At 60.4% G+C, this 25,686-nt stretch carries 24 protein-coding genes and 1 riboswitch; of the genes, 10 read left to right on the forward strand and 14 right to left on the reverse strand.

The annotated features are described in order from the left end of the window. Positions 1-174: 174 nt before the first annotated feature. Positions 175-816, reverse strand: a complete 642-nt coding sequence (ribB, locus tag ACQZ40_RS23760; protein ID WP_448748771.1) for a 3,4-dihydroxy-2-butanone-4-phosphate synthase — start codon at positions 814-816, stop codon at positions 175-177. A 120-nt stretch (positions 817-936) separates the two neighbouring features. Continuing rightward, a riboswitch (FMN riboswitch) is annotated at positions 937-1,087 on the reverse strand. A 290-nt stretch (positions 1,088-1,377) separates the two neighbouring features. Between ribB and ACQZ40_RS23765 the strand changes: the two genes are divergently transcribed. Continuing rightward, positions 1,378-1,980, forward strand: a complete 603-nt coding sequence (locus tag ACQZ40_RS23765) for a hypothetical protein (protein WP_448748772.1) — start codon at positions 1,378-1,380, stop codon at positions 1,978-1,980. Positions 1,981-2,248: 268 nt separating this feature from the next. Here the strand turns inward: ACQZ40_RS23765 and ACQZ40_RS23770 are convergent, their stop codons facing one another. The 3 genes from ACQZ40_RS23770 to ACQZ40_RS23780 are packed head-to-tail and all read right to left on the reverse strand — an operon-like array spanning position 2,249 to position 3,949. Further along, positions 2,249-2,956: a TIGR02281 family clan AA aspartic protease gene (locus ACQZ40_RS23770; RefSeq protein WP_433823291.1), complete on the reverse strand. Its 708-nt coding sequence runs from the start codon at positions 2,954-2,956 to the stop codon at positions 2,249-2,251. Continuing rightward, complete coding sequence (locus ACQZ40_RS23775) at positions 2,953-3,144, reverse strand: DUF1289 domain-containing protein (protein ID WP_433823292.1); 192 nt, start codon at positions 3,142-3,144, stop codon at positions 2,953-2,955. Before ACQZ40_RS23775 ends, ACQZ40_RS23770 begins: the two co-directional genes overlap by 4 nt. A 19-nt stretch (positions 3,145-3,163) precedes the next feature. Further along, positions 3,164-3,949 carry an adenosylcobinamide-GDP ribazoletransferase gene (locus tag ACQZ40_RS23780; protein ID WP_448748773.1) on the reverse strand — a complete coding sequence of 262 codons (786 nt, stop codon included), beginning with the start codon at positions 3,947-3,949 and terminating at the stop codon, positions 3,164-3,166. A gap of 152 nt (positions 3,950-4,101) precedes the next feature. Here ACQZ40_RS23780 and cobT point away from each other — a divergent pair, with 152 nt between their 5' ends. Together cobT and ACQZ40_RS23790 are read left to right on the forward strand one after the other, a co-directional pair. Then, positions 4,102-5,136: a nicotinate-nucleotide--dimethylbenzimidazole phosphoribosyltransferase gene (gene cobT / locus ACQZ40_RS23785; RefSeq protein ID WP_003522166.1), complete on the forward strand. Its 1,035-nt coding sequence runs from the start codon at positions 4,102-4,104 to the stop codon at positions 5,134-5,136. A gap of 8 nt (positions 5,137-5,144) precedes the next feature. Then, positions 5,145-5,549 carry a diacylglycerol kinase gene (locus tag ACQZ40_RS23790; RefSeq protein ID WP_020012886.1) on the forward strand — a complete coding sequence of 135 codons (405 nt, stop codon included), beginning with the start codon at positions 5,145-5,147 and terminating at the stop codon, positions 5,547-5,549. A gap of 62 nt (positions 5,550-5,611) precedes the next feature. Here ACQZ40_RS23790 and pdhS2 read toward each other — a convergent pair whose 3' ends face one another. Continuing rightward, positions 5,612-7,147, reverse strand: a complete 1,536-nt coding sequence (gene pdhS2 / locus ACQZ40_RS23795; RefSeq protein ID WP_035262217.1) for a two-component system sensor histidine kinase PdhS2 — start codon at positions 7,145-7,147, stop codon at positions 5,612-5,614. Positions 7,148-7,255: 108 nt separating this feature from the next. Between pdhS2 and ACQZ40_RS23800 the strand changes: the two genes are divergently transcribed. The 4 genes from ACQZ40_RS23800 to ACQZ40_RS23815 all read left to right on the forward strand — a co-directional run bounded on the left by ACQZ40_RS23800 (position 7,256) and on the right by ACQZ40_RS23815 (position 10,298). Further along, positions 7,256-7,849 carry a thermonuclease family protein gene (locus ACQZ40_RS23800; RefSeq protein WP_448748774.1) on the forward strand — a complete coding sequence of 198 codons (594 nt, stop codon included), beginning with the start codon at positions 7,256-7,258 and terminating at the stop codon, positions 7,847-7,849. Then, positions 7,842-8,489: a uracil-DNA glycosylase family protein gene (locus tag ACQZ40_RS23805; RefSeq protein ID WP_338810521.1), complete on the forward strand. Its 648-nt coding sequence runs from the start codon at positions 7,842-7,844 to the stop codon at positions 8,487-8,489. Before ACQZ40_RS23800 ends, ACQZ40_RS23805 begins: the two co-directional genes overlap by 8 nt. A 70-nt stretch (positions 8,490-8,559) precedes the next feature. Beyond that, entirely contained in the window at positions 8,560-9,048 is a 489-nt protein-coding gene (locus ACQZ40_RS23810; protein WP_003507846.1) for an Lrp/AsnC family transcriptional regulator, read from the forward strand. 284 nt (positions 9,049-9,332) lie between these two features. Continuing rightward, a complete protein-coding gene (locus ACQZ40_RS23815; RefSeq protein ID WP_448748775.1) occupies positions 9,333-10,298 on the forward strand; it encodes an aliphatic sulfonate ABC transporter substrate-binding protein in 966 nt (321 codons plus the stop codon). A gap of 161 nt (positions 10,299-10,459) precedes the next feature. On the opposite strand, the gene ACQZ40_RS23820 is transcribed toward ACQZ40_RS23815, so the two are convergent. From ACQZ40_RS23820 to ACQZ40_RS23840, 5 genes are all read right to left on the reverse strand, one after another. Further along, the gene (locus ACQZ40_RS23820) at positions 10,460-11,284 is read right to left on the reverse strand and encodes a class I SAM-dependent DNA methyltransferase (protein ID WP_174056994.1); all 825 of its coding nucleotides are present in this window, start codon (positions 11,282-11,284) and stop codon (positions 10,460-10,462) included. A gap of 84 nt (positions 11,285-11,368) precedes the next feature. Beyond that, entirely contained in the window at positions 11,369-11,635 is a 267-nt protein-coding gene (locus ACQZ40_RS23825) for an usg protein (protein WP_003522173.1), read from the reverse strand. 168 nt (positions 11,636-11,803) lie between these two features. Next, positions 11,804-12,634 (reverse strand): ABC transporter permease, encoded by an 831-nt coding sequence (locus ACQZ40_RS23830; protein WP_448748776.1) that lies wholly within the window; start codon positions 12,632-12,634, stop codon positions 11,804-11,806. Beyond that, entirely contained in the window at positions 12,631-13,434 is an 804-nt protein-coding gene (locus ACQZ40_RS23835; protein WP_059760406.1) for an ABC transporter permease, read from the reverse strand. The genes ACQZ40_RS23830 and ACQZ40_RS23835 overlap by 4 nt, the downstream gene beginning before the upstream one ends. A 112-nt stretch (positions 13,435-13,546) precedes the next feature. Beyond that, positions 13,547-14,320 (reverse strand): ABC transporter substrate-binding protein, encoded by a 774-nt coding sequence (locus tag ACQZ40_RS23840; protein ID WP_065655922.1) that lies wholly within the window; start codon positions 14,318-14,320, stop codon positions 13,547-13,549. A 336-nt stretch (positions 14,321-14,656) separates the two neighbouring features. On the opposite strand from ACQZ40_RS23840, the gene ACQZ40_RS23845 reads away from it, so the two are divergent. Next, entirely contained in the window at positions 14,657-16,891 is a 2,235-nt protein-coding gene (locus ACQZ40_RS23845; protein WP_448748777.1) for an OmpA family protein, read from the forward strand. A gap of 287 nt (positions 16,892-17,178) precedes the next feature. On the opposite strand, the gene ACQZ40_RS23850 is transcribed toward ACQZ40_RS23845, so the two are convergent. After that, a complete protein-coding gene (locus tag ACQZ40_RS23850) occupies positions 17,179-18,102 on the reverse strand; it encodes a pseudouridine-5'-phosphate glycosidase (protein WP_448748778.1) in 924 nt (307 codons plus the stop codon). A gap of 29 nt (positions 18,103-18,131) precedes the next feature. Continuing rightward, the gene (locus tag ACQZ40_RS23855; protein WP_448748779.1) at positions 18,132-19,073 is read right to left on the reverse strand and encodes a carbohydrate kinase family protein; all 942 of its coding nucleotides are present in this window, start codon (positions 19,071-19,073) and stop codon (positions 18,132-18,134) included. Positions 19,074-19,319: 246 nt separating this feature from the next. Between ACQZ40_RS23855 and recA the strand changes: the two genes are divergently transcribed. Together recA and alaS are read left to right on the forward strand one after the other, a co-directional pair. Then, positions 19,320-20,405 (forward strand): recombinase RecA, encoded by a 1,086-nt coding sequence (gene recA, locus ACQZ40_RS23860; protein ID WP_448748780.1) that lies wholly within the window; start codon positions 19,320-19,322, stop codon positions 20,403-20,405. Positions 20,406-20,637: 232 nt separating this feature from the next. Further along, the gene (gene alaS / locus ACQZ40_RS23865; RefSeq protein ID WP_080856502.1) at positions 20,638-23,301 is read left to right on the forward strand and encodes an alanine--tRNA ligase; all 2,664 of its coding nucleotides are present in this window, start codon (positions 20,638-20,640) and stop codon (positions 23,299-23,301) included. Between the two features lie 96 nt (positions 23,302-23,397). On the opposite strand, the gene ACQZ40_RS23870 is transcribed toward alaS, so the two are convergent. Together ACQZ40_RS23870 and ACQZ40_RS23875 are read right to left on the reverse strand one after the other, a co-directional pair. Then, the gene (locus tag ACQZ40_RS23870) at positions 23,398-24,024 is read right to left on the reverse strand and encodes a glutathione S-transferase family protein (protein ID WP_065655929.1); all 627 of its coding nucleotides are present in this window, start codon (positions 24,022-24,024) and stop codon (positions 23,398-23,400) included. 317 nt (positions 24,025-24,341) lie between these two features. Beyond that, a complete protein-coding gene (locus ACQZ40_RS23875; RefSeq protein ID WP_271046605.1) occupies positions 24,342-25,556 on the reverse strand; it encodes an NADP-dependent isocitrate dehydrogenase in 1,215 nt (404 codons plus the stop codon). Positions 25,557-25,686: the final 130 nt, after the last annotated feature.

Here is a 25,686-nt window from a genome sequence, read left to right on the forward strand (position 1 = left end):
CCGGAAATACGGCCGCCTGCCTGCATAGGCCGGGATGCGCATCCCGGCCTATGCATCAAGTAAACCACAATACGTCCACACAAGTCCGGCATGACGGAAGAGGACCAGACGGTTTCACAGGCATCACGCCCGGCTTGCGCCGGGCGTTTTTGTATTCACACCGCGAGCAGCAGCTCAAGCGACCTGCTTCTGCGCCACTTCCTCGACAACCTCGCCCTTGAGGTAAGCAACAAGGTCCTTGATCGTCACGACCAGCAGGCCGTGGCGTTCGGCGAAGACTTCGAGCTGGGGCAGGCGGGCCATGGTGCCGTCGTCATTGGCGACTTCGCAGATGGTGCCGCAGGGATATTTGCCGGCGAGGCGGCAGAGGTCCACAGCTGCTTCGGTGTGCCCGGTGCGGCCGAGAACGCCCTGCGGGTTGGCGCGCAGCGGGAAGATGTGGCCGGGGCGGGCGAAATCTTCCGGGCGCGATTCTTCCGATACCAGCGCACGCACGGTCTTTGCGCGGTCGGCGGCGGAAATGCCGGTGGTGGTGCCCGGAATATAGTCCACCGAGACGGTGAAAGCCGTCTTGAGGGATTCGGTATTGCGCGACACCATCAGCGGAATATCGAGCGCATCGAGACGCTCGCCCGGCATGGCGACGCAGATCAGCCCGCGCGCATGGTTCATCATGAAGGCAATCTGCTGTGAGGTGATGCTGTCGGAGGCGGCGATGATATCGCCTTCATTTTCGCGGTCTTCGTCGTCAACCACAATCACCATCTCGCCACGGGAAATGGCTTCTATGGCGTCTTCAATTTTAGCAATGGTCATTTTCTTTCAAGCCTTTCAAGGGTTATGCCGTTTTGCGGCATTTTCGCGCTTCGAGAAGCGCCAAATATCCCTTGGGCGAACAATGCAATGCGAAGCCCGCTCACGCGCGGGCGTCCTATGCCTTGTCCTCTTCCATCCGGACTATACCGTCGGCTCCGGCCTCTCACCGGATCTGCTGACCTTCCGGCTTTGGAGACCGGAAGCGCTCGCGGGCTCCGGGAAAAATCCCGATACCGCCGGTGGGGAATTGCACCCCGCCCTGAGAACGGAACCAACATAAATTATCAAATGGGAAGGAATCAAGGGGCAATGGTTCGTTGGGCGGGTGCCGGGCAGAAAGAAATCTCTCGGAAAGGCGTTTCTACGAGCATTTTAGTTCCGCCCGTTTCAGGTCGAGTTCCTACTGTGTTTTTCTATCGAGACCGATTTGATATTGGCGGCGCAATCTTGGCCAGTTCGCCATCTGAAGTATCGTATTTATGTTGTTAATATTGGCGTCTTGTGATTTTTATATTGTCATTATTACAATATGTATTTTCTTATATTTAAGGGAATTGTTGCATGTCAGCGACGCAGCAAATATCTGCAAGCCCGCAATTGCTCGCCGCGTTGGTGGCGGCTTCCACAGCCTTCACACTTTGGATACTCGGACAATTTGTAGCGGTGGGCGTAGGATTCTGGAAAAAATCGCGAGAAAAAGAGAAATTTATCCGATCCCTGTATGCGGAAATCGACTTTAATACAGCCGATATGGCGATCTTCCTTGCGGCACCTATTTCCTATGTGACTTTCAGGGAGCGCATCAAGGAAAACAAAGATTTCGTTCCGCATATTACAGATGCACGTCACACCCATTTCTATCTGAAGAATATCGATTCCATATCGGCGACTGGAAGAGAGTATATTGGCGATGTCGTCTATTTTTATGGTGTTTTGGATAAAATCCGCGCCAAGATAGAAGGAATATATCGTAAGAGTTTCACCAATATTTCACTCGAGGGTCGGGAGAGTGCCATTCGTAGCCTCTACGAGCACGCGGAAGAGGCAAAGAAAACCGGCGAGAAGCTTTTGCAGACAATGGAAGGAAAATACAGGGGATACAAACTAAAGCGAAAAATCCGTTCGCCGGGCATCTCAAAAAACCAAAAAGCGCCGAAACCATAGTTCGACGCTTCGCTTCTCTACAGTGGAAGGACGTTTAGATCAAAGTAGGATAGGATCTGGACCGATCATGTTGAGAACTCCTGCGTTGAATATGTAATCTTGTCTCATGGTCAATGCGGCCTGTCAATGATTTGCCGAGGTGGCGGTATTTTTCGAGATAAGCCACTGCTTCAGCGGGTCAGCGTTGATCAACCCTTTCCTCGTTACTTCACATATATTGTGATGGGGGCGTTTGATCGCAAGATAAGGTGCCTTCTCCGAGAGCAGCTTACCGATCCCGCAATCGCAATTCATCGGTCTGCATCTGCAGCGAACCGAGCGTCGATAGGAAGCTCATGCCGAGCAGGCTTTGGCCCAATTGGCCATCCTGCGCGACGAGGGCGGGGATGTTGCGTCGCATGATCGGGCCAATGCTGATTTCCGAAAGGGTGACGGGGGCTGCTGCTGTGCGGCCATTCGCGGTCATCACCGGCACGGTATAGCGGAGATTTGCGGTGTCGATGCCGATTTCTGCCGCATCCGCATTGGCGAGCACCACGGAACTTGCACCGGTATCGACCAGCATGTGGATCGTCTTGCCTTCGACGCCGACATTTGCCTCGAAATGGCCGCTCATCGATTTGTGCAGGACGATTTCCTGTTCGCCGCCAGCTGTCGTCACCACCACGGCGCGGCCGGGCATCAGGCCGCCCAGCAACCGGTCGCCGAAGGATTGCAGGTCGTAGCGATAGAGATAGAGCGAGACGAGGCCGAGAATGATGACGAGCCATACGGCGAGCTGGCGGATGACGGTACTGAGGCTGCCGCGTCTTCCCGCCAGAATGCCGGCCGATAATAGGCCGGCAATGGGCAGAAGATAAAGCACGTGGGCGAATTGATCGTTGTCGATGCCGAGCGTTCGGCCGCCGTCGTGATTGATGAGAAGCAGGCCAAGGCCGACGGCCAGCAGGAGGAGAACGATGGTCAGCCTGTTCATGCGGTATGCGTCTCCTTGGCGGTCTCGGGCAGGTTTGCCAGTCGTTGCGGCAGCAACCGCATGATTTCGCGGCGTTTCTCGTCGCTATACCCCGCCCAGCCGCCGATTTCATCCAGCGTCCGCCCGCAGCCGATGCAGAGGCTGCCGGTTTCATCGAGGCGGCAGATGTGAATGCAGGGTGTTTCCATGATGATTTATATCAGGCCGTCACGCCGCAAGGGCAAGGGCGATGAGGGTAACGATCTCCGTGATCTGCTGGCACGCGCCGATGGTGTCGCCGGTATGGCCGCCGATCTTGCTGTCGCAGAGCCTGCCGAAAAGGACGGCCGCCAGAAAGGCTGCCGCCAGCACAAGGGCAATCGACAGAAGCGGCAGTGCGTGCAGCGTGAAGAGTGTGAAAAGCAGCAGCCCTATCACCAGCGCGATGTTGCGCTCGCTTGTGCCCGGCTGACCGGCGCCGGCGGCGATGCCGGAGGTTTTGGCGGCAGGCAGGGACTGCCAGTGCCACACCATCAGGGCGCGGCTCAGGACAAGTGCGACGATCAGGGCGGCGGCGGCGGTCTTTGCCGGCAGCGTCTCAATGAGCGAGGCGAGTGCGGTGGCGCGAAGCGCAAAGGACATGATCATGGCAATTGTGCCATAGCTGCCGATGCGGCTGTCCTTCATGATCTCAAGGGTGCGGGCCTTGTCCTTGCCGCTGCCGAAACCGTCAGCCGTGTCTGCCAGCCCGTCCTCATGCAATGCACCTGTGATGAGCGCCGTCAGGCCGATGACGAGCCAGCCGGTAAGTTGCGGAGAGGAGTCGAAGGCTGCGAAAACCACAACAAGGAAAGCGGCGGGCAGGGCGATCAGCAGGCCAGCGGCGGGAAAGGCGCGGGCGGTGCGGCGCATCGACACGCCGTCGGCATCATCGAAAAACCGCGAGGGAACGGGCAGGCGGCTCAGAAAGGCGAGGGAATGCATGACATCTGTTATAAAATCCCCGGCCTTCATGCTCTCTCCGTTGCAGTCGCTGCATTTCCGGTTGTTCCGCGGCGCATCCGCGATTATGAGAGGCGCAACAAAGACCGATTTGCCGGAAAAAACAAGTTCCGGACGCATGAGCCGATGCGGCAGCCAACCCGACGACGAGAAAGACAGATATCATGAGCATGAGCGGATTGCCCTTCGACGATTTCCGCGCGCTGCTGCGCGAGCTTCCCGGCCCGGATACGCACGCGCTTGTGGCGGCCAAGGAGCGCAATGCGCAGCTGACCAAGCCTGCCGGTTCGCTCGGACGTCTCGAAGAAATCGCCATGTGGCTGGCTGCCTGGTCCGGCCGTTCTCCGGCCGTCACCCGTCCGCTGGTGGCGATCTTCGCCGGCAATCATGGCGTTACCCGGCACGGCGTTACGCCCTATCCGACATCCGTGACCCAGCAGATGGTGGAAAATTTCGCGGCAGGCGGTGCGGCGATCAACCAGATCTGCGTTGCAAACGATCTTGGCCTGAAGATTTTCGATCTGGCGCTCGATTACCCGACCGGCGACATCACCTGCGAGCCGGCGCTTTCCGAGCGCGACTGCGCCGCCACCATGGCCTTCGGCATGGAAGCGATTGCCGGCGGAACCGATCTTCTCTGCGTCGGCGAAATGGGTATCGGCAACACCACCATTGCGGCGGCGATCAATCTCGCGCTTTATGGCGGCACGGCGGAAGAATGGACCGGTCCGGGGACCGGTTCGGAAGGCGAAGTCATGGCCCGCAAGATCGCGGCGGTGAAAGCAGCGGTGGAGTTCCACAAGGATCATCTGTCCGATCCGCTGGAGATCATGCGCCGTCTCGGCGGACGCGAGATCGCAGCGATTGCCGGCGCCATCCTTGCTGCCCGCGTGCAGCGCATTCCCGTGCTGATCGACGGTTATGTGGCGACGGCCGCTGCCGCTCTCCTCAAGGCCGCCAATCCTGCGGCGCTCGACCATTGCCTGATCGGCCATGTCTCGGGTGAGCCCGGGCATCTGGCCGCCATCGAAAAGCTCGGCAAGACGCCGCTTCTGGCGCTTGGCATGCGGCTCGGCGAAGGCACGGGGGCAGCGCTTGCCGCCGGCATCGTCAAGGCCGCCGCCGCCTGCCATTCCGGCATGGCGACATTCGAAGCGGCGGGTGTGGACACCCGCATCAGCTCCCGCACCGACCATTGAGGCTGAAGATGGACGTGACGCCGCAAAAGAAGCAACCGGAACCCGCCTTCCGCAAGGAAAAAGGCTGGCGGCATCTTTTTGCCGCCGCGCGCTATTCCGTGCAGGGGCTTGGCCGGCTGTGGCAGGAAGCGGCGTTCCGGCATGAGGTTCTCGCCTTCGGCGTCGGGCTTGCCCTGCTTCTGGTCGTCGGCGCACCCTTTGCCCATCTTCTCGTCTTTACGGTGCTGATGCTGCTTCTGTTTTCGGTGGAGGCGTTGAATACCGCCATTGAAGAGCTGGTGGATCGCATTTCACCGGAAATCTCCTCGGTCGGGCGGCATGCCAAGGACCTCGGCTCTTTCGCCGTCTTCTGCCTGTTGATGGCGAACGGATTTTTCGTGCTGTATTCGCTGGTAACGACGCTGTTCTTCTGAAGTTCTAAGCCTCAAGGCATTTCAGGACGGAAAACCCGGGGGCCACTTTTCCTGGAAATTCCTCAAGCGAAGGACCGGCGGCGCGGCTGGATGGCGTGGGTTTCTTCCACGGCCGGCAGGCTTTGCAGCACGCGTTTGGCTGGCAGGATGGCGATGCCTTCGGTGCCCTCGCGCAGTTTCGATTTCAGGATGAACTGGCCGTCATGCTTGGCGAGAATGGCCTGAACGATAGGCAGGCCAAGGCCGGTTCCCTGTTCGGCGCTCTTGATCGCGATCGATCCCTGACCGAAGGCGGACAGCACCACGGGAATTTCATCTTCGGGAATGCCGGGGCCGTTATCCCTGATCGAGACATATTGGCCGCCGCCCGCCGTCCAGCCGGCTTTCACGAGGATTTCGCCGCCCTGCGGCGTGAACTTCACGGCGTTGGACAGCAGGTTGAGGATGACCTGGCGGATGGATTTCTCATCGGCCCAGACCTGCGGCAGGCTGTTTTCGAACTGCTGGGAAATTTTGATGTTCTTGGCGCGGGCGCGGAGCTGGATCATGCCGATGCAATCCTCGGCAATTTCCAGCATCGAGATCGCTTCTTCGTTCAGGTCGTAGCGGCCGGCCTCGATGCGCGACAGGTCGAGGATTTCGTTGATGAGATCAAGCAGATGCTGGCCGGAGCGATGGATATCGCCGGAATATTCCTTGTAGAGCGGATTGTTGAGCGGGCCGAGCACCTCTGATGACATGACCTCGGAGAAACCGAGAATGGCGTTGAGTGGCGTTCTGAGCTCGTGCGACATGGAGGCGAGAAAGCGCGATTTCGCCAGATTGGCTTCTTCCGCGCGCCGCCGCGCCTCGTCCGAAACCGAGTTCGCGACTTCGAGTTCGGCGATCAGGTCGTCCTTTTCCGTCTGCGAGGAGAGGAGCTTGATGCTGGTCTGGTAAAGCCGGCTGGTGATGCGATGACAGAAGAGGATGGCCATGCCGAACATCAGCGCGAGGCCGACATCGAAAGGATTGCGCGAAATGGCCGAGGTCATGCAGAGAGCCGCGAGCACCGGCAAAAAGGTCATGAAGGTCGCCCGCCGCAGCATGAAATTGGCCATGGCGGTGAGCGAAAGCGCGATCAGCAGCGTCGAGCCCTTGAAGAAAAGCACGAGCGTCGGGTCGTTGCGCACCGGTTCGGCCAACGCAAACATCGCCCAGGCGCAGCCGATGAGGATCTGCATGCCGAGGAAGAGACTTTTCCAGTGCTGAAGATTGTCGGCCGTGATTTCCTGTTTTGCCGCCCGCTTGGCCAAGAGCAAAGAAAAGGCGTGGAAGCTCAGCGCAATCAGCGACCAGATGATCAGGCTGATGTCGCGGGTGATATAAAGGCCGATGATGGAGGCGAGCAGGATGAAAAGCGGCATGATCATCGCGCCCTGCAGGGTTTCGGCGATGTGCATGGTCAGCATTTCGCGTTCATAGGCGTCGCTTGCGCCGGCCCCCTGCTGCAGGCGTTCACGCGTCGTCTTCACCGTGTCGAAGACCGCCTTGTTGCGGTGCTTTTTCGACCGGTCGACGATGATCTTGTCGGTGGACGTGCTGACGCTTTTACTCATTGTTACAACGCAGGGTGACATGAACCCTTGCAGACTACGCGCAAAATCTTAAGAAGATGCTGCCGTGAAAGGATTTGTTTGCCATTTCTGACAAGGGTTTGTTGTTACATGAGACGAAATGGAGGCAAGGGCAGGCGGTTTTCGGCATTTCGCGATGGCGGGCTTTTTCTCGCCACGGTTTTTCTTGGCATTCTGATCGCGGCCAAGCTCGACCAGATCAACAGCGAGACCTATAGCGGCCGCTTCTTTGTGATCGATGGCGATACGCTGTCGAAGGGAGAGGAACGTTTCCGGCTGCTCGGCATCGATGCGCCGGAGCTTGCGCAGACATGCCTGCGCGGCAGCGAAAGCTGGCCGTGCGGCGAGGAAGCGCGCCGTGTCCTGCAAAGGCTGGCCGGGGCTGAGGATTTTTCCTGTTCCGGCAGTTCCAGAGACCGTTACGGGCGGCGGCTGGTTTATTGTTCCGCCGGCGGCAGGGATGTCTCATCGGAAATGGTGTCGGCGGGTTTTGCCGTCGCATCCGGTTATTTCCAGTTCTCCAGCGAGCAGGCGGCGGCGCGCAGGCAGGCACGCGGCATCTGGGCGGGAGAATTCGAGAAACCGTCGCAATGGCGGCGGGAACACCGTGCCGCGGATCTGGAAACGCCGGCGGCGGGTTTCCTCACCATTGTCCGTCATCTTCTGGGGTGGGATCATGGTTGAAGGAGAGAAGGGCGCGTGTGATGACGGGCTTGACGTATTGCGCGGCGAAATCGCCCGTTGTCGTCTCTGTCGCGACAAGCCGCTCAGGGGAATGGCCGATCGCCTGCCGCACGAACCCCGGCCGGTGGTCGTCATGTCGACCAAGGCGCGCATCCTGATTGCCGGGCAGGCGCCGGGGCTTCGCGTGCATGAAACAGGGCTGCCGTTCAACGATGCCTCGGGTGACCGGCTGCGCCAATGGCTGAACGTCGACCGGCAGACATTCTACGATCCGGATCGTTTCGCCATCGTGCCCATGGGCTTCTGTTTCCCCGGTTATGACGACAAGGGCAGCGATCTGCCGCCCCGGCGCGAATGCGCGCCGCAATGGCGTGAGCGGGTAATAATGGCGATGCCGCAGGTGGAGCTGATCCTCGCCATCGGCCAATATGCGCAGGCTTTTCATCTGGGTGAAAGGCGGCGCAAGACCATGACGGAAACGGTGCAGGACTGGCGCGGCTTTCTCCATGCCAATTCCGGCCCCGGCATTTTTCCCCTGCCGCATCCAAGCTGGCGCAATACCGGCTGGCTGAAAAAGAACCCATGGTTCACCGAGGAACTGCTGCCGGTTCTGCGACAACATGTGGAAATGCGGCTTTAGTGAAACAATTTTCTGTTTTTCTGCAAAAATTAGTGTATTGAAAGGAAATTAATTCAGGAGGATAGACGCATTGGATCGCCTAGACCGTAAGATTTTGCGCATTCTGCAAGAGGATTCCACGCTGGCCGTTGCCGATCTGGCGAAAAAGGTCGGCCTTTCCACGACGCCCTGTTGGCGGCGTATCCAGAAGATGGAGGAAGACGGCGTTATTCGCCGGCGCGTGGCGCTGCTCGATCCGGTCAAGGTCAACACCAAGGTCACGGTTTTCGTCTCCATCCGCACCGCCTCCCATTCCATCGAATGGCTGAAGCGTTTCTCCGAGGTGGTTTCCGAGTTTCCGGAAGTCGTCGAATTTTACCGTATGAGCGGCGATGTCGATTATCTGCTGCGCGTCGTCGTGCCCGATATTGCGGCCTATGACGCCTTCTACAAGCGCATGATCGCCAAGATCGAAATTCGCGACGTGTCCTCCGCCTTCGCGATGGAGCAGATCAAATATACGACCGAGCTGCCGCTCGACTACATGCTGCTGGACAATCCGAAATCCGGCGAGGAGTAATCCGCCGCCGGTCAGTTTTTCGACCAATGCCCTTTCCGGTTGCCGGGGAGGGCATTTTCATTTGCGGGTCGTTTTTCCCGTCGAGCTGGTCCGCCAAGGCTGATCCAGCCGAAAGGTCCATCCCGGTAGCCCCGCCGGGGCACGACAATTCTATTCCGCCCATCGTGGCAAATTCGCACATTCAATTCTCCCGGAGCCGTCTGCGCGCAAACTGCGATTTTGATAAAATCGCTCGAATATCTACGCTTTTACTGTCGAAGGATGGAATAGCGAGGGATATCCATATGCTTACACGACGCGGAACATTGGGACTGATTGCAGGTGCGACCGGGGCGGTGTTTCTGCCGCATATCCGGCGGGCGAGTGCCGCAACCGCCACATTGCGGATTGGCTGGCAGAAGAATGGCGTGATAGCGCTCGCGAAAAGCCAAGGCGCGCTCGAAGCACTGCTGAAGGATCGCGGCATCGAGGTCAAATGGTCGGAATTTTCCTCCGGGCCGCCGCTTCTCGAAGCGCTGGGTGCCGGCGCGCTGGATATCGGCCCAACCGGCGATGTGCCGCCGCTTTTCGCGCAGGCCGCCGGCGGCAATCTGCGTTATGTGGGCACTTACAAAGCGGCGGCCGGCGGTTCGGCCATCCTTGTGCAGAAAGATTCGCCGCTGAAGACGCTGGAAGACCTGAAAGGCAGAAAGGTCGCCTTCAAGCGTGGCTCCAGCGCCCATAATGTCACCGTCAAGGCGTTGCGAAAGGCAGGGTTGACGTTGAACGACATTACGCCGGTCGATCTTGCCCCGCCGGATGCGGCCGCCGCCTTCCGAAGCGGTAGCATCGATGCCTGGTCGATCTGGGATCCTTATTTTGCCGTGGCGGAAAAAGAGCCGACGACACGGGTTCTCTCGACCGCCGAAGGCATCGTCGATCCGTGGAGTTATTTCCTTGCCAATGGCGATTTCGTGGAGGCCAATCCCGATCTCGTGCCGCTGATCCTCAAGGAGCTGGCGAATGTGGGTGCGAAAGCGCAGGCCAATATCGATGCAACGGCAAAGTCGCTGGCGTCGATCACCGGCGTTCCCGAGGATGTCACCAAGGTCTCGCTGACGCGCCCGGGCGCCGATCTCGGGCGGGTTTCGCTGGTTCCGGATGAGGCCATCGCCTATCAGCAGGCGCTTGCGGATGAGTTCTACGATCTGAAGATCGTGCCGAAGAAACTCAACGTGGCGGATATCGTCTGGCGGCCGAAGGCGAGCTGAGCGGGTCGGAAAGGTGAGTCTCTTCAACTCGCTGGCGGGTGTTGCTGAGAGGTTGATTCAGCAATGTTCCTTAAGCATAGGGCGAGCATGTCCCGCTTGTTTCTTCTCCCCGACGGGGAGAAGAAATCTGCCGCAACGTCTGCGACAATGCCGAAGCGGCATCAGCCCTTGAGCTTGGCAATCACCAGATGGCCGGGCGTCGGATTGCCGTCCTGCATGCGCACGTTGATGTCGGTCACCTCGAGAACCTCGAAACCGGTCGCGGCCAGTCTTTCGCGGACATAGGTTTCCGCATGGGCGAAACGCTGGTGCGGGCCGACCATATAGGGGCGTCCGGCCAGGGTCGCTTCGGGCAGGGTTTCCGACGAGAAGATCAGGAGGCCGCCGGCATTGAGGTTTTCGGCGGCGCCGAAAAACAGCGGCTCCAGCGCGCCGAGATAGGGCAGCACATCGGTGGCGGTGATAATGTCGAAAGGCTCGTCGTCATTGTCCTCGAGAAAATCCTCGGCTTCGGCGACGTAGAGCGTCTCGTAGAGGTCCTTTTCATGGGCGATTTCGACCATGTTTTCGGAAATGTCGATGCCGGTGATATCGTCGGCCATGTCGCGCAGCGCTTCGCCGGTGAGACCGGTGCCGCAGCCGAGATCGAGCAGGCGCTTGAAGGGACCGAGGTTCAGCGTCTGCAACCGCTGGCGCACCATCATCGGCACGGCGTAACCGAGCTGTTCGACAAGAATATCCTCGAAAGCTTCGGCATGCTGGTCGAACAGGGTTTCGACATAGGCGTCGGGCGCCTTCGGCGGGGTTTCGCCCCGGCCCATGGCGGCAATGCGAACGGCCGCTCCGCCGTGATCGTCCGGATCGATGGCCAGAACCTCTTCATAGGCCTTCACCGCCGCGTCCACATCGCCGGCTTTTTCAAGCGCGAGCGCGCGGTTATAGGCCTCGGCAAGCGCCTCTTCGTCGATTTTCTGGTTCTTGGTCATCGCGCCTTATCCGTCAGCATCTTCAGTTGAGGTTTGCTGTAAGCTGCATCGGGGACGGGCGCAATGCTTATGTGGTGCGACGGCTCAGTGGATGATGAACTCCCCCTTGAGCGCGCGCCATTCCTGCGCCGAGATTACCTGCCGGTGCACGTAGCGGACGGAATGCAGCGGTCCATCGAGCTTTTCCTTCCAGAATTTGAGGAAGCCATGCATCTCAGGGAAGTCCGGGGCAAGATCATAGTCCTGCCAGACATAGGTCTGGAGAACCAGCGGATGATCCGGCAGGCGATAAAATATCTGGGCGGTGGTGAGGCCGTAGCCTCTCAGCATCATTTCCATGTCCTTGTTCATGACGGCGGTTCCCGTTTCCATGATTGCCGATCACAGCGTTACCGGTGTATCGAATATGGGAACACGTCATGGTTAATCCAAGCTTGCCAAAGACATGGGTTGTCACAAAATATTTATATTTTTCAAAATGTTGGCAGCCTTCATTGATGAGTGCTGCCAACGTTGCGACTAGCGCTTGAGATGCCGGGTCAGGCGGGCTTCCAGCCATGCCCAGACATGCCGCAGCGTTTCGACGATCGTCAGGTAGAAGATCGCGGCCCACAGATAGGCCTGATAATCGAAGGTGCGGGAAAAGGCGTAGCGGGTCTGGCCCATAAGGTCGAAGACGGTGACGATAGAGACCACCGCGGAACCCTTGATCATCAGGATGATTTCGTTGCCATAGGGACGCAGCGCCACGATCAGCGCCTGCGGCAGGATGATCTTGCGGAAAGTGACGAGTTTCGACAGGCCGAGCGAGGCGGCGCCCTCATGCTGGCCGCGCGGCACGCTGCGGATCGCGCCGCGCAGGATTTCGGCCTGATAGGCGGCGGTGTTGAGGGTGAGCGACAACAGGCCGCAATACCAGGCCTCGCGGAAGAACCACCACAGGCCGACAGTTTCCAGTCCCTGGCGGAAACTGCCGAGGCCGTAATAGATCAGGAAAAGCTGCGCCAAAAGCGGCGTGCTGCGGAAGACGTAGACATAGGCATAGGCCAGCGCGCCGATGATGCGGTTTTCCGACATGCGGCCGAAGGCGATCGGCACGGAAAGAATGGCGCCGAGAATGATCGAGCTGCCGACGAGGGTGATGGTGGTGATGAGACCATCGATATAGCGCGGCCCGTAACGCTGGAATTTGTCCCAGTCCCAGCCCTCGATCATGGCGAAGATCAGCCCGGCGGCGAGCAGCAGCCAGAGTGTGATGACGGCGACGCCGACGATGCGCGAAATATTGAGCGGCTTGTCCGCAACGGCCGGGGCGGGGCGGGGGGGAATGAGTTCCTGAATATGGCTCATCGGCTTACCTCCGACTTGCGCGACCAGCGATCGATGAAGCCGATGCCGATGGAGGAAAGCAGCGCGAGGATGAGGTAGAGCAGGCAGGCGATGCTGTAGAAGAAGAAGGCTTCCTTGCTGACGCGGGCGGCAATGCCGGTCTGGCGAACGATATCGGCAAGGCCGATGATCGAGACGTAAGAGGTGTCTTTCAGCAGGATGACCCAGAGATTGGTCATGCCGGGAAGGGCGATCCTGACCAGCTGCGGAATGATGATGAGCACCATGGTGCGGCCCCGCGAAAGCCCCAGTGCCGCACCCGCCTCATATTGCCCCTTCGGTATGGCCTTGAAGGCGGACAGCAGCACTTCGGACGCATAGGACGAAAACACCACGGACAGCGCCACCATGCCCGCCACGAAGGCGTTGATCTCGACCGGACCGGTGATGCCGACATAACCGGCCACCGATTGCAGCAGCATCTGGATGCCGTAATAGACGATGAAAAGCGTCAGCAGTTCCGGCAGGCCGCGGAAGATGGTGGTGTAGATGCCGGTCGCCAGCCGCAGCGATTTTTCTTCCGATTGCGCGGCGAGCGCGATGAGAAAACCGATCAGCAGCCCGACGGGCAGGGTGGCGAGCGCCAGCGAGATGGTGACCTTGACGCCGAAGGCGATTTCATCGCCCCATCCCGCATCGCCGCAGGCGACCAGGGTGCCGTTTCCGAAAAGCGAGAAGAGACCGACCGGCCCGCAGAAGGGATCGAGAAGTGTCGAGACATAGGTCCAGAACGCACCTATGGCGGAAAATGCTCCGCTCATGCCAATTTTCCCCTGCGGTCTTAAGCCGCCGTGATTGTTATCGTGACGTTTTCAAACAAAAATGGCGGAAGGGCAAGCCTTCCGCCACGAGATTTCAACAGATCGAACCGGCTTAATCGCCGTAAACGTCGAAATCGAAGTATTTTTTGTTGATCTCCTGATACTTGCCGCTGGCGCGGATACCGGCGATTGCGGCCGTAAACTTGTCAGCCAGCGCCGTGTCGCCCTTGCGCACAGCAATGCCTGCGCCATTGCCGTTGATCTCGGGATCGACCTTGAGCGGCGTCAGGATCTTGCAGCAGGCGCCCGCATCCGTCTTCAGCCATTCCGACAGCACGACGATATCGTCGATGACGGCGTCGATACGGCCATTGGCGATGTCGAGCTTATATTCGTCGGCGGTCGGATACATCTTCACGTCGGCATCCGGGAAATGCTTTTCGGCATAATTGGAGTGGGTGGTGGAACCCTGCGCGCCGAGCGACTTGCCCTTCAGATCGTCGACGGACTTGATCGGCGAATCCTTCGGCACGGCGATGGCCGGCGGGGTGTTGTAATATTTCTTGGAGAAGTCGACCTTCTCGAGACGCTCGGGCGTGATCGACATGGACGCGATGATGGCGTCGAACTTCTTGGCCTGAAGGGCGGGGATGATGCCGTCCCAGTCATTGGTGACGAAGGTGCATTCGGCCTTCATTTGTTCGCACAGCGCCTTGGCGATGTCGATGTCGAAGCCGGTCAGCGTGCCGTCGGCTTCGAGATTGTTGAAGGGCGGATAGGCGCCTTCGGTGCCGATGACGATCTTGTCCTGCGCGAGGGCAGCACCTGAAAACAGCGAGATGGCGGCAATCGATACGGCTGCGAGCAGACGGGTGGAAATAGGCATTTCGATCCTCTCTTTTGGTCGTTCATCCGCGGTCTGTTGTTGTTTTCAGTGCGGACGCCATGAGCGCAGGGCGCAGCGGATGATACCGCCTGTGGCCTTCAGCGCGGATGCGATTATTCATCCGGTTGGTCAAAAAATGCAACTGCAATATTAGTGACCGCGATTGTGCCGCAGAGCTTCCACGAAAACGCCTTGATCTGTTCATTTCCGGTACAGAAGGCTTTGTCCATCATGGGAACCGAAGTGTGTGCGAGGCGTTGACCAGCGCCTGCACGCGCAGCCGGAATCAAGATGTCGCAAGACTGGCGACCAATAATGGCAGATGAGGAAACACCGATGCTGAAGAAGAACACATTGCTGACGGGGGTGGTTTTCCCCCTCATGTCGCTGGCGATTGCGGTGGAGCCGGCCGCGGCCGGTTTTGCCGGTGCTGCGCGGGCGCAGACGACCGTGTCGCAAGCGCTTCCCGGCGATGCTGCGACCGGTCAGGTGATTCTGGCGCAGGCGCAGCCGGAAGAACCGAACCCGGAAGAGGAACTGCGCAAGCGTCGCAAGCAGGCCGAAGAGGAGCAGCCGCAGGCCGAGCCGCAACGACAGGAGCGTGCGCCGGAGCCGCAGCGCGAACCGGAGCCCAAGCGCGAAGCCGCGCCTGCCGAACCGCGCCCTGAGCCGCAACGGGAGCCGCAGCCCGAACCCCAGCGGGAACCGCAGCAGCGTGAGGCCCGCCCGGAGCCCGCGCCGGCCGAGCAGCCGCAGGAGCGTCCCCGCAAACCCGAACGCGCGCAGGAGCCGCAGCGCGAGGCCGCACCCGAAGCCGCACCTGCCGAAGAGCAGCCGAAGGAACGTGCGCGCAAGCCGGAACGGGCCGAGCAGCCCGCAGATGAGGGCGAGCAGCGTCCCGAGCGTCCCCGTAAGGAGCGCGCGAAGGAACCGGCTGCCGAACAGGAGCCCGCAGCACGCCCTGAAAATGCCGGTGAGCCGGCCAAGCCCCGCGAACCGGCACCCGCCAAAAAGCCGCAGGTAGAGGAAAAGGCCCCGGAACAGAAAGCCGAGCCGGCCGAAAAAGCCGTTCCGGAGAAAAAGCCGGCCGCCCCCGAGCCCGCCGCTAAGGAAGCACCGGTTCCGACCGAAGCGCCGACGCCTGCGCGTCCGCCGGCACCTGAAGCCCAGCCAAACCCCGCACCGGGCCGTCAGCCTTCGGAACAGCCGCCAGTAGAGGGTCAGGGCAGGACCGAACCCGCAGCCCCGCTGCCAGGCGCGCCGACGCCGCCGCCGAGCGGTACGACGACCGGACAGGCGCCGGCCGGCGAACCCGTTCCCAATCAGGTTGCTGTTCCGCAGACGGAAGCGCCGCCGATGACGAAGGAAGAGCTGGACAAGGCCAAGGCAATCGCCAAGGACCCGTCTAAGACCGCCGATACCGTCATTCTGCCGGTCGACAAGGGCGCCGCCGTTCTCGACAGCGACAAGGAAGTGGAACGTTCCGGCAACCGCCAGACCCGCGAGGAGCGCCGTCGCGAACGCGAGCAGGCCGGTGACGTGAAGGTTCCGACCTCCGACGCGGAGGCGCAGCGCGCCGGCGCCGCCGAAGGCAAGGCCCCGCCGCCGCCCGTCAAGATGGAAGCCATCACCTCGCAGCAGGGTGAGCGTGTCGACCGTCGCCCGCAATATGAGCGGCCGGAAGGCGTGCGCGAATGGCAGCCGCGCGAAGGCCGTCCGCGTGATCGCGACCGCGATGCGCCGATCATCCTGCAATTCGGCGACCGTGTCGTGGTGCGCGGCGACGACAACCAGCGCTTCATCCGCGATGGCGGCGAGCCCTATTACGAGCGTCTGCCCGGCGGCCGTGTCCGCGAAACCGTGGAGCGCCGTGACGGAACGCAGGTAGTGACGATCCGCAATCGTTATGGCGACGTGATCCAGCGCTCGCGTATCGACGATCGCGGCCGCGAATATGTGCTGTTCTATGCACCGGAGCTGATGGAAGATCCCGACCGCGATTACGTCTATCGCGATCCGGGCCTTGACCTGCCGCCGATGCGCCTGCGCATTCCCGTGACGGACTACATCATCGACACCTCGAGCGATCCGGACCGCGATTATTATCGCTTCCTGGAACAGCCGCCGGTCGAGCCGGTGGAGCGTGTCTATTCGCTGGATGAAGTGCGTTATTCTGCCCGTATCCGCGACAAGGTGCGCCGTATCGACCTCGATACCATCACCTTCGCCACGGGCAGCGCCGAAATCCCGATGACGCAGGCCCGTTCGCTGCGCAAGGTGGCGGATGCGATCAACAAGGCGCTTGACAAGAACCCGGGTGAAACCTTCCTGATCGAAGGTCATACCGACGCCGTCGGTTCGGATGAAAGCAACCTCGTGCTTTCCGACGAGCGCGCCGCTTCCGTCGCCAACGTCTTGACCGATGTTTACGGCATTCCGCCGGAAAACCTCGCGACGCAAGGCTATGGCGAGCGTTATCTGAAGGTCCAGACGCTCGGCCCGGAACAGCAGAACCGCCGCGTCACCATCCGCCGCGTGACGCCGCTGGTGAAGCCGGTCGCCCAGAATTGATCGGGTTCGACAGGAAAAACAAAGGCCCGGAAGCGCAAGCTCTCCGGGCCTTTTTTGTTGCTTACGATGTCCCCAGCGCCGAGGCGTTTGGCAAAGCTGGATCATCCGCAATCCGTCACCCCGGACCAGATCCGGGGTCCAGCGTGATCAAGTCCTTGATCACGAAAGACTCTTTCACGGCGCAGACGCGCCGTGGCTGGATGCCGGATCTAGTCCGGCACGACGGAGGAGAGGTTTTCGAACCCTGCCGTCACCCGCAAACTTGAGGATGATCCCAACCCCGGCGGTTAGTTCAGCGCCACCGCAATCTCCGCAGCCAACTGCGCATTGTTGCGCACCAGCGCGATATTGGTTTCCAGGCTGCGGCCATCCGTCAGGCGGAAGATGTCGCCAAGCAGGTAGGGGGTGACTTCCTTGCCGGTGATATCGTCGCGCTCGGCGTGGGAGATGGCGCGGTTGATGTAGATTTCCATCTCCTCGCGCGGAATTTCATCCTCTTCCGGCACGGGATTGGCCACCAGCATGCCGCCATCGATGCCGAGCTGTTCGCGGGTTGTCTGGAAATTGGCGATTGCCGCCGGGCTGTTGAGCGAGAGCGGGCTCGGCAGGCCGGAGGAGCGCGACCAGAAAGCCGGGAACTCTTCCGAGCCGAAAGTGACGACCGGCACGCCATTGGTTTCGAGAACCTCGAGCGTCTTCGGAATATCGAGAATGGCCTTGGCGCCGGCGCAGACGACGATCACGCCGGTCTTCGCAAGCTCGGTCAGATCGGCGGAGATGTCGAAGGTCTCTTCCGCACCCTTGTGCACGCCGCCGATGCCGCCGGTGGCGAAAACGCGGATGCCGGCGCGGGCGGCGGCGATCATGGTGGCGGCCACCGTGGTGGCGCCGGTGCGGCGCTCGGCGATCGCAAAGGCGATATCGGCGCGCGAGACCTTGATGGCGTCGGTGGTCTGGGCCAGCGCCTCGAGCTGGTCCTTCTCAAGGCCGATATGCAGGGTGCCGTGAATGACCGCGATGGTGGCCGGAACCGCACCCTGATCGCGGATGATCTGTTCGACGCTTTCCGCCATCTCGATATTGCCGGGATAGGGCATGCCGTGGGTGATGATGGTCGATTCAAGCGCCACGATCGGCGCACCGCGCTGCTTGGCGGCGGCGACTTCCTGAGAATAGACGATGGGCAGGAGCGGGGAGATAGGGCGGGTCATTTCATCTGTTCCAGTTTTTAAAAGCGGGTTCATGCCAGCATTTCAGCCCGGGGAACAAGCCCCAACATGGCTTCGACACTGTCTTTTGATAGTTCGTGGGAGGTGGCGAACGGTGACTGCACGGTGATGGCCGCTGCCGCCGCGCCTTGCCTCAACGCTTCCGCAATCGTCTTTCCCTCGGCGATGGCGGCGAGATAACCCGACGCCATCGCGTCGCCCGCGCCGGTCACATCCTTCACCTCGCGGATGAGGGGCGGATGGAGGATCGCCGTCTCCCTCCTGCTGAAGGCCACCACCTCGCTCGCGCCGTGGGTGACGACGCCGCCGGCAAGCCCGGCCTTGCGCATAATGTCGGGCCAGTCGCGGACATTGGCCGTCGTTTCGCCGGTGAGCGCGCGGGCTTCCGCCTCGTTCATGAAGAGAATGTCTATATCGCCGAGCACCGCTTTCAGCTTCACCGCCTTGGCGGGGGATATGGCGATGGCCGCCAGCGGTTTCTCGCAGGCGCGGGCGACGAGGCCGAGCGCCGTCAGCGTATCTTCCGGCAGGTTGGCGTCGCAGAGCAGGATATCGCTCGCCGTGATCGCCTCGCGCACGGCGCGTATCTTCAGGCGGCGCGGGGTGAAGAGCTTATAGAGGTCCATATCGGCCAGCGCGATGACCAGATTGCCGTCACGCTCCAGAATGGCGGTGTAGCTTGGCGTGCGGCGGTCGAGGAAGGTGAAGGGCGTGTCTTCCACGCCCGCCTGCCGTGCGGCCTCCGCCACCGCCTCACCGGTCGCGTCGCCGCCGCGCGGGGCGATGATGCGGACCTGAAAACCGAGGCGGGAAAGATTGCGCGCGGCGTTGAAACCGCCGCCGCCGGCCTCTTCCATCCAGGAGCCGGGGTTGCTCGCGCCGGGCGCGGTTTCAGTCTCGATCATACCGCGCCTGTCGATATGCGCGCCGCCCAGAACGAGTATTTTCTTCACGCTTGCGTTTCCCTCTTTGGCGGATGGAAAGACCGGACGATTCGGCCTAAACTGACGTCTTCCTGACCTCGCATCCGGTTTGCGGCCATGGGCCGGGCACGGAAAAACGAAAGCAGAACAAACGACTTATCGCTATTTGTTTTCAATATGCTGGCTCAGCCTTGCGAAATGAGAACAAATAGAGTACATACCGTTTCCATACTGCTTCATTGCCTGTGCGGCTTCAATAACCTAAAGGTGGTTCGGATGGCACAAAATTCTTTGCGTCTCGTAGAGGATAAATCGGTGGATAAAAGCAAGGCACTGGAAGCGGCGCTCTCCCAGATCGAACGGTCGTTCGGCAAGGGATCGATCATGAAGCTCGGTTCCAATGAAAACGTGGTTGAAGTGGAGACCGTTTCGACGGGTTCGCTCAGCCTGGATATCGCGCTCGGCATCGGCGGTCTGCCGAAGGGGCGCATCATTGAAATTTATGGCCCGGAAAGCTCGGGCAAGACGACGCTGGCATTGCAGACCATTGCCGAAGCCCAGAAGAAGGGCGGCATATGCGCCTTCGTGGACGCCGAACATGCGCTCGATCCGGTCTATGCCCGCAAGCTCGGTGTGGATTTGCAGGGCCTTCTGATCTCGCAGCCCGACACGGGCGAACAGGCGCTGGAAATTACCGATACGCTGGTGCGTTCCGGCGCGGTTGACGTGCTGGTCGTCGACTCCGTTGCGGCACTGACGCCGCGGGCGGAAATTGAAGGCGAGATGGGCGACAGCCTGCCGGGTCTTCAGGCCCGTCTGATGAGCCAGGCGCTGCGCAAGCTGACCGCGTCGATCTCCAAGTCGAAGTGCATGGTGATCTTCATCAACCAGATCCGCATGAAGATCGGCGTCATGTTCGGTTCGCCGGAAACGACGACGGGCGGTAACGCTCTGAAGTTCTATGCGTCCGTTCGTCTTGACATTCGCCGCATCGGCTCCGTCAAGGAGCGCGAAGAGGTTGTCGGCAACCAGACGCGCGTCAAGGTCGTCAAGAACAAGATGGCGCCGCCCTTCAAGCAGGTGGAATTCGACATCATGTATGGCGAAGGCGTTTCCAAGACCGGTGAGCTTGTCGATCTCGGCGTGAAGGCCGGCATCGTCGAGAAGTCCGGTGCATGGTTCTCCTATAACAGCCAGCGTCTGGGGCAGGGGCGTGAAAACGCCAAGATATTCCTGCGCGACAATCCGGAAACGGCCAATGAAATCGAACTGGCGCTGCGCCAGAATGCCGGCCTGATCGCCGACCGCTTCCTGCAGAATGGCGGCCCGGAAGCCGGTGACAGCGACGGTGACGACAGCTGATTTGGGTGACGCCGCGGGGTGTGTTCCGCCCCGCTGCTGCGCTGGATATGAATTGGCATAACAAAAAGGCCGTGCGATTTGCCTCGCATGGCCCTTTTTGTTTGTCGGCGCGCCTTCGCGGGCCTCCATGGCTGGACAGGGCCGGGTGCGGACGATAAAAGCCAGTGATTTTGCAATATAGCCATCCTTCGGGGTGGAAGTGATGGACTCCAGCTGTGAGCGGTGTGTGGGCATGAGCGGTGTGAATGAAATTCGGTCGACCTTTCTCGACTACTTCAAGAAGAACGGACACGAGATCGTGCCCTCCAGCCCGCTGGTGCCGCGCAACGATCCGACACTGATGTTCACCAATGCCGGCATGGTGCAGTTCAAGAACGTCTTCACCGGTCTTGAAAGCCGTCCCTATTCCACGGCCGCTTCGGCGCAGAAGTGCGTGCGCGCCGGCGGCAAGCATAACGACCTCGACAATGTGGGTTATACCGCCCGTCACCACACCTTTTTCGAAATGCTCGGCAATTTCTCCTTCGGCGATTATTTCAAGGAAGAAGCGATCACCCATGCCTGGAACCTGATCACCAAGGAATTCGGCATCGACCGCAACCGTCTGCTGGTCACCGTCTACCACACCGACGACGAGGCCTTTAACCTCTGGAAGAAGATCGCCGGTTTCTCTGACGACCGTATCATCCGCATCCCGACCAGCGACAATTTCTGGGCGATGGGCGATACCGGCCCCTGCGGTCCGTGTTCGGAAATCTTCTACGATCATGGCGATCATATCTGGGGCGGCCCGCCCGGCTCGCCGGAAGAAGATGGCGACCGTTTCATCGAAATCTGGAACCTCGTCTTCATGCAATATGAGCAGCTGACGAAGGAAGAGCGCATCGACCTGCCGCGTCCGTCGATCGACACCGGCATGGGTCTTGAGCGCATTTCGGCGCTGCTGCAGGGCAAGCATGACAATTACGATACGGACCTGTTCCGCGCGCTGATTTCCGCTTCCGTGGAAGCGACCGGCGTTCCGGCCGAAGGCGAAAAGCGCGCCAGCCACCGCGTCATCGCCGACCACCTGCGCTCGTCCGCCTTCCTGATCGCCGATGGCGTCCTGCCGTCGAACGAAGGTCGCGGTTATGTTCTGCGCCGCATCATGCGCCGCGCCATGCGCCACGCCGAGCTTCTCGGCGCGCGCGAGCCGCTGATCTACAAGCTTTTGCCGGCGCTTGTGCAGCAGATGGGCCGCGCCTATCCGGAACTGGTCCGTGCCGAGGCGCTGATTTCCGAGACGCTGAAGCTTGAGGAAACCCGTTTCCGCAAGACGCTGGAACGCGGCCTGTCGCTGCTTTCCGATGCCACTTCGACACTTCACAAGGGCGACATGCTGGATGGCGAGACCGCCTTCAAGCTTTACGACACCTATGGCTTCCCGCTGGACCTGACGCAGGATGCGCTGCGCGCCCGCGAAATCGGTGTCGATATTTCCGGTTTCACCGACGCGATGGAGCGCCAGAAGGCCGAAGCCCGCTCGCACTGGGCCGGTTCCGGTGACAAGGCGACCGAGACGATCTGGTTCGAGCTCAAGGAAAAGCTCGGCGCGACCGAGTTCCTTGGTTACGACACGGAAACCGCCGAAGGCGTCATCCTGGCGATCGTCAAGGACGGCAAGTCGGTGGATAGCGCTGCCGATGGCGAGACGGTGCAGGTCGTCGTCAACCAGACGCCGTTTTATGGCGAGTCCGGCGGCCAGATGGGCGATACCGGCGTGATTTCCGGCGACAATGGCGCCTTTGCCGTTTCCGATACTCAGAAGAAGGGCGAAGGCCTCTTTGTGCATTTGGGCACGGTCTCCAAGGGCGGTTTGAAAGTTGGCGATGCCGTTCAGCTGACGGTCGATCATGACCGCCGCTCGCGTCTGCGCGCCAACCATTCCGCCACCCACCTGTTGCACGAGGCGCTGCGCGAAGTGCTCGGCACACACGTTGCCCAGAAGGGTTCGCTGGTTGCGCCCGAGCGCCTGCGCTTCGACGTTTCGCATCCGAAGCCGATGTCGGCCGAGGAGCTGAAGGTCGTCGAAGAGATGGCGAACGAAATCGTGCTGCAGAACTCGCCGGTTGTCACCCGCCTGATGAGCGTCGACGACGCCATTGCCGAGGGCGCCATGGCGCTGTTCGGTGAAAAATACGGTGACGAAGTTCGCGTTGTCTCCATGGGCACCGGCCTGCATGGCGCAAAAGCCAACCGTCCCTATTCCGTCGAGCTTTGCGGCGGCACGCATGTGGCGGCCACCGGCCAGATCGGCCTCATTCGCATTCTCGGCGAAAGCGCCGTCGGTGCGGGCGTGCGCCGTCTCGAAGCCGTGACCGGGCAGGGCGCGCTTGCATATCTGGCCGAACAGGATGAGCGGGTGAAGGCGCTCGCTTCTTCGCTGAAGGTGCAGCCGGGCGATGTACTGTCGCGTGTCGAAGGTCTGCTCGATGAGCGCAAGAAGCTGGAGCGCGAACTTGCCGATGCCCGCCGGAAGCTTGCCATGGGTGGCGGTTCGGCGGATGCCGGCGCAAGCGACGTCAAGCAGGTCGCGGGCGTCAACTTCCTGGCGAAATCCATGTCCGGCATCGATGCCAAGGATCTCAAGGGTCTTGCCGATGAGGCCAAGGCCAATCTCGGCTCGGGCGTCGTGCTGTTGATCGCCGTTTCCGAAGACGGCAAGGCAAGCGCTGTCGCTGCCGTGACCGAAGATCTGACAGCCCGTTTCAGCGCTGTCGATATCGTCCGCACCGCTTCCGCCGCACTTGGCGGCAAGGGCGGCGGCGGTCGCCCTGACATGGCGCAGGCGGGTGGTCCCGATGGCGCAAAGGCGCAGGATGCCATCGAAGCGGTGGCAGCGGCCCTGGCGGCCTAGCCGGTGTATTTTGAAAAGGGCGGGGTTTTACCCGCCCTTTTGCTTTCGGTTCAAGCCGTCCGGTGCAGGGACGGTTGGCGCAGGTCTTCCCGTCTTTCAGCCCGCCGCCTGCAAATCCTTTGCCGCTTCCTCATCTAGTTGTGCTGCCCGCTTGAAGGCCGGGCGGTCGGTGAGGTGGGCCATGTAATCGAGAAAGGCCGGGCGTTTTTCGATGGTGCCGAAATGCAGGCCCCAGCCGACATGGGCGCCGACATAGACATCCGCCGCCGTGAATAGATCGCCGGCGATGAAGCGGTTTTCGCTGACGGCCCGCTCAAGCGTATTCATCACATCCGCATAGCTGCCGCAGCCGGCCATGCGCAGCTTCTCCTTGGGCACTTCGAAACCCATCGCCTTCATGCTCGCCGCCATTTCCAGCGGGCCTGCGGCGAAGAACATCCAGCGATAATAAAGCCCGCGCGCCTTGGGTGTGGGTGCAAGGTTCGCGCCGGGAAAGGCATCGGCGAGATAGGCGCAGATCGCTGCCGCCTCGGTAACGATGGTATCGCCGTGTTTGATGGCGGGCACCTTCGCCATCGGATTTATCAGCCGGTAGGCGGGCGATTTCATCGAGGTCTCGAAGCCCAGTATTTCCGTTCGGTAAGGAACGCCCACTTCCTCAAGCATCCATCGCGCGATGCGTCCGCGCGACATGGGGTTGGTGTAGAAGATCAATTCACTCATGCTTTTGCCTCCCCAAGCAAAATCGTTGAAGCATCATGGGAAAACCGATGCGGATTTCGCGCCTGCGCTTCGCATTTTTAAAGTTCGCAACATCCTTCGCGTGTTCCCTAAGATCGCGCCGATGCTCCGATGAACGTTTGACTGTGCCGGGCAAGTTATGTGCAAATAGATGCTGTTTAAGCTTTGTCTTATTGTTGTACTGGCCGCAGCACGCGGAATCGAAGTCTGCGCCTAGTACAACGGCTAATCAAGATACTGTGAACAAAAAAGAAAACCCGGCGCTGAGGCCGGGTTTTGAAGTCGCTGGGAAGGCTGGCTTAAGCCGCCATTGCCTTCTTGAGGTTTTCGTCGATCTTGTCGAGGAAGGCGGTGGTGGAGAGCCAGGGCTGGTCCGGTCCGATGAGGAGCGCCAGATCCTTGGTCATGTAGCCGCTTTCGACGGTGTCGACGCAGACGGTTTCGAGCGTTGCTGCGAACTTTGCCAGTTCCGCATTGTCGTCCAGCTTGGCGCGGTGAGCGAGGCCACGGGTCCAGGCGAAGATCGAAGCGATCGAGTTGGTCGAGGTTTCCTGACCCTTCTGGTGCTGGCGATAGTGGCGGGTAACCGTGCCGTGTGCCGCTTCGGCTTCAACCGTGCGGCCATCGGGAGACAGGAGAACCGAGGTCATCAGGCCGAGCGAGCCGAAGCCCTGAGCAACCGTGTCGGACTGCACGTCGCCGTCATAGTTCTTGCAGGCCCAGATGTAGCCGCCGGACCACTTCAGAGCGGAAGCGACCATGTCGTCAATCAGGCGGTGCTCGTAGGTGATGCCGATTTCGTCGAACTGCTTCTTGAATTCGTTCTGGTAGACTTCTTCGAAGATATCCTTGAAGCGGCCGTCATAGGCCTTGAGGATGGTGTTCTTCGTGGAGAGGTAAACCGGCCACTTGCGCATCAGGCCATAGTTCATGGAGGCGCGGGCGAATTCGCGGATGGATTCGTCGAGGTTGTACATGGCAAGCGCCACGCCGGCGCTCGGGGCGTCGAAGACGTCCTTTTCGATGACCTGGCCGTCTTCACCAACGAACTTGATGGTCAGCTTGCCCTTGCCGGGGAACTTGAAATCGGTTGCCTTGTACTGGTCGCCGAAAGCGTGACGGCCGACGACGATCGGCTTGGTCCAGCCGGGAACGAGGCGCGGAACGTTCTTGCAGATGATCGGCTCGCGGAAGATGACGCCGCCCAGAATGTTGCGGATCGTGCCGTTCGGGCTCTTCCACATCTGCTTCAGGCCGAATTCCTCGACGCGCTGCTCATCCGGGGTGATGGTCGCGCACTTGATGCCGACGCCATGCTTCTTGATGGCGTGCGCTGCATCGACCGTGACCTGGTCGTTGGTGGCGTCGCGGTTTTCAACCGAGAGGTCGTAATATTCGATGTCGAGATCGAGGTATGGCAGGATCAGCTTGTCCTTGATGAGCTGCCAGATGATACGGGTCATTTCGTCGCCGTCGAGATCGACGACCGGATTGGCTACCTTGATCTTTGCCATGAATTCCTCACCTTCGAAGCTGTGGCGCCAGATGGCGCCGGTATCCGGAAAAAATATCCGGTGCGGCTATAGCATCGCGCGCGCCTGAGGCAAAGCCATGGGGGGCGCTTTTTTGGCGCAGCGCAATAAC

It is taken from the genome of Agrobacterium sp. 16-172Ci (assembly GCF_053522725.1).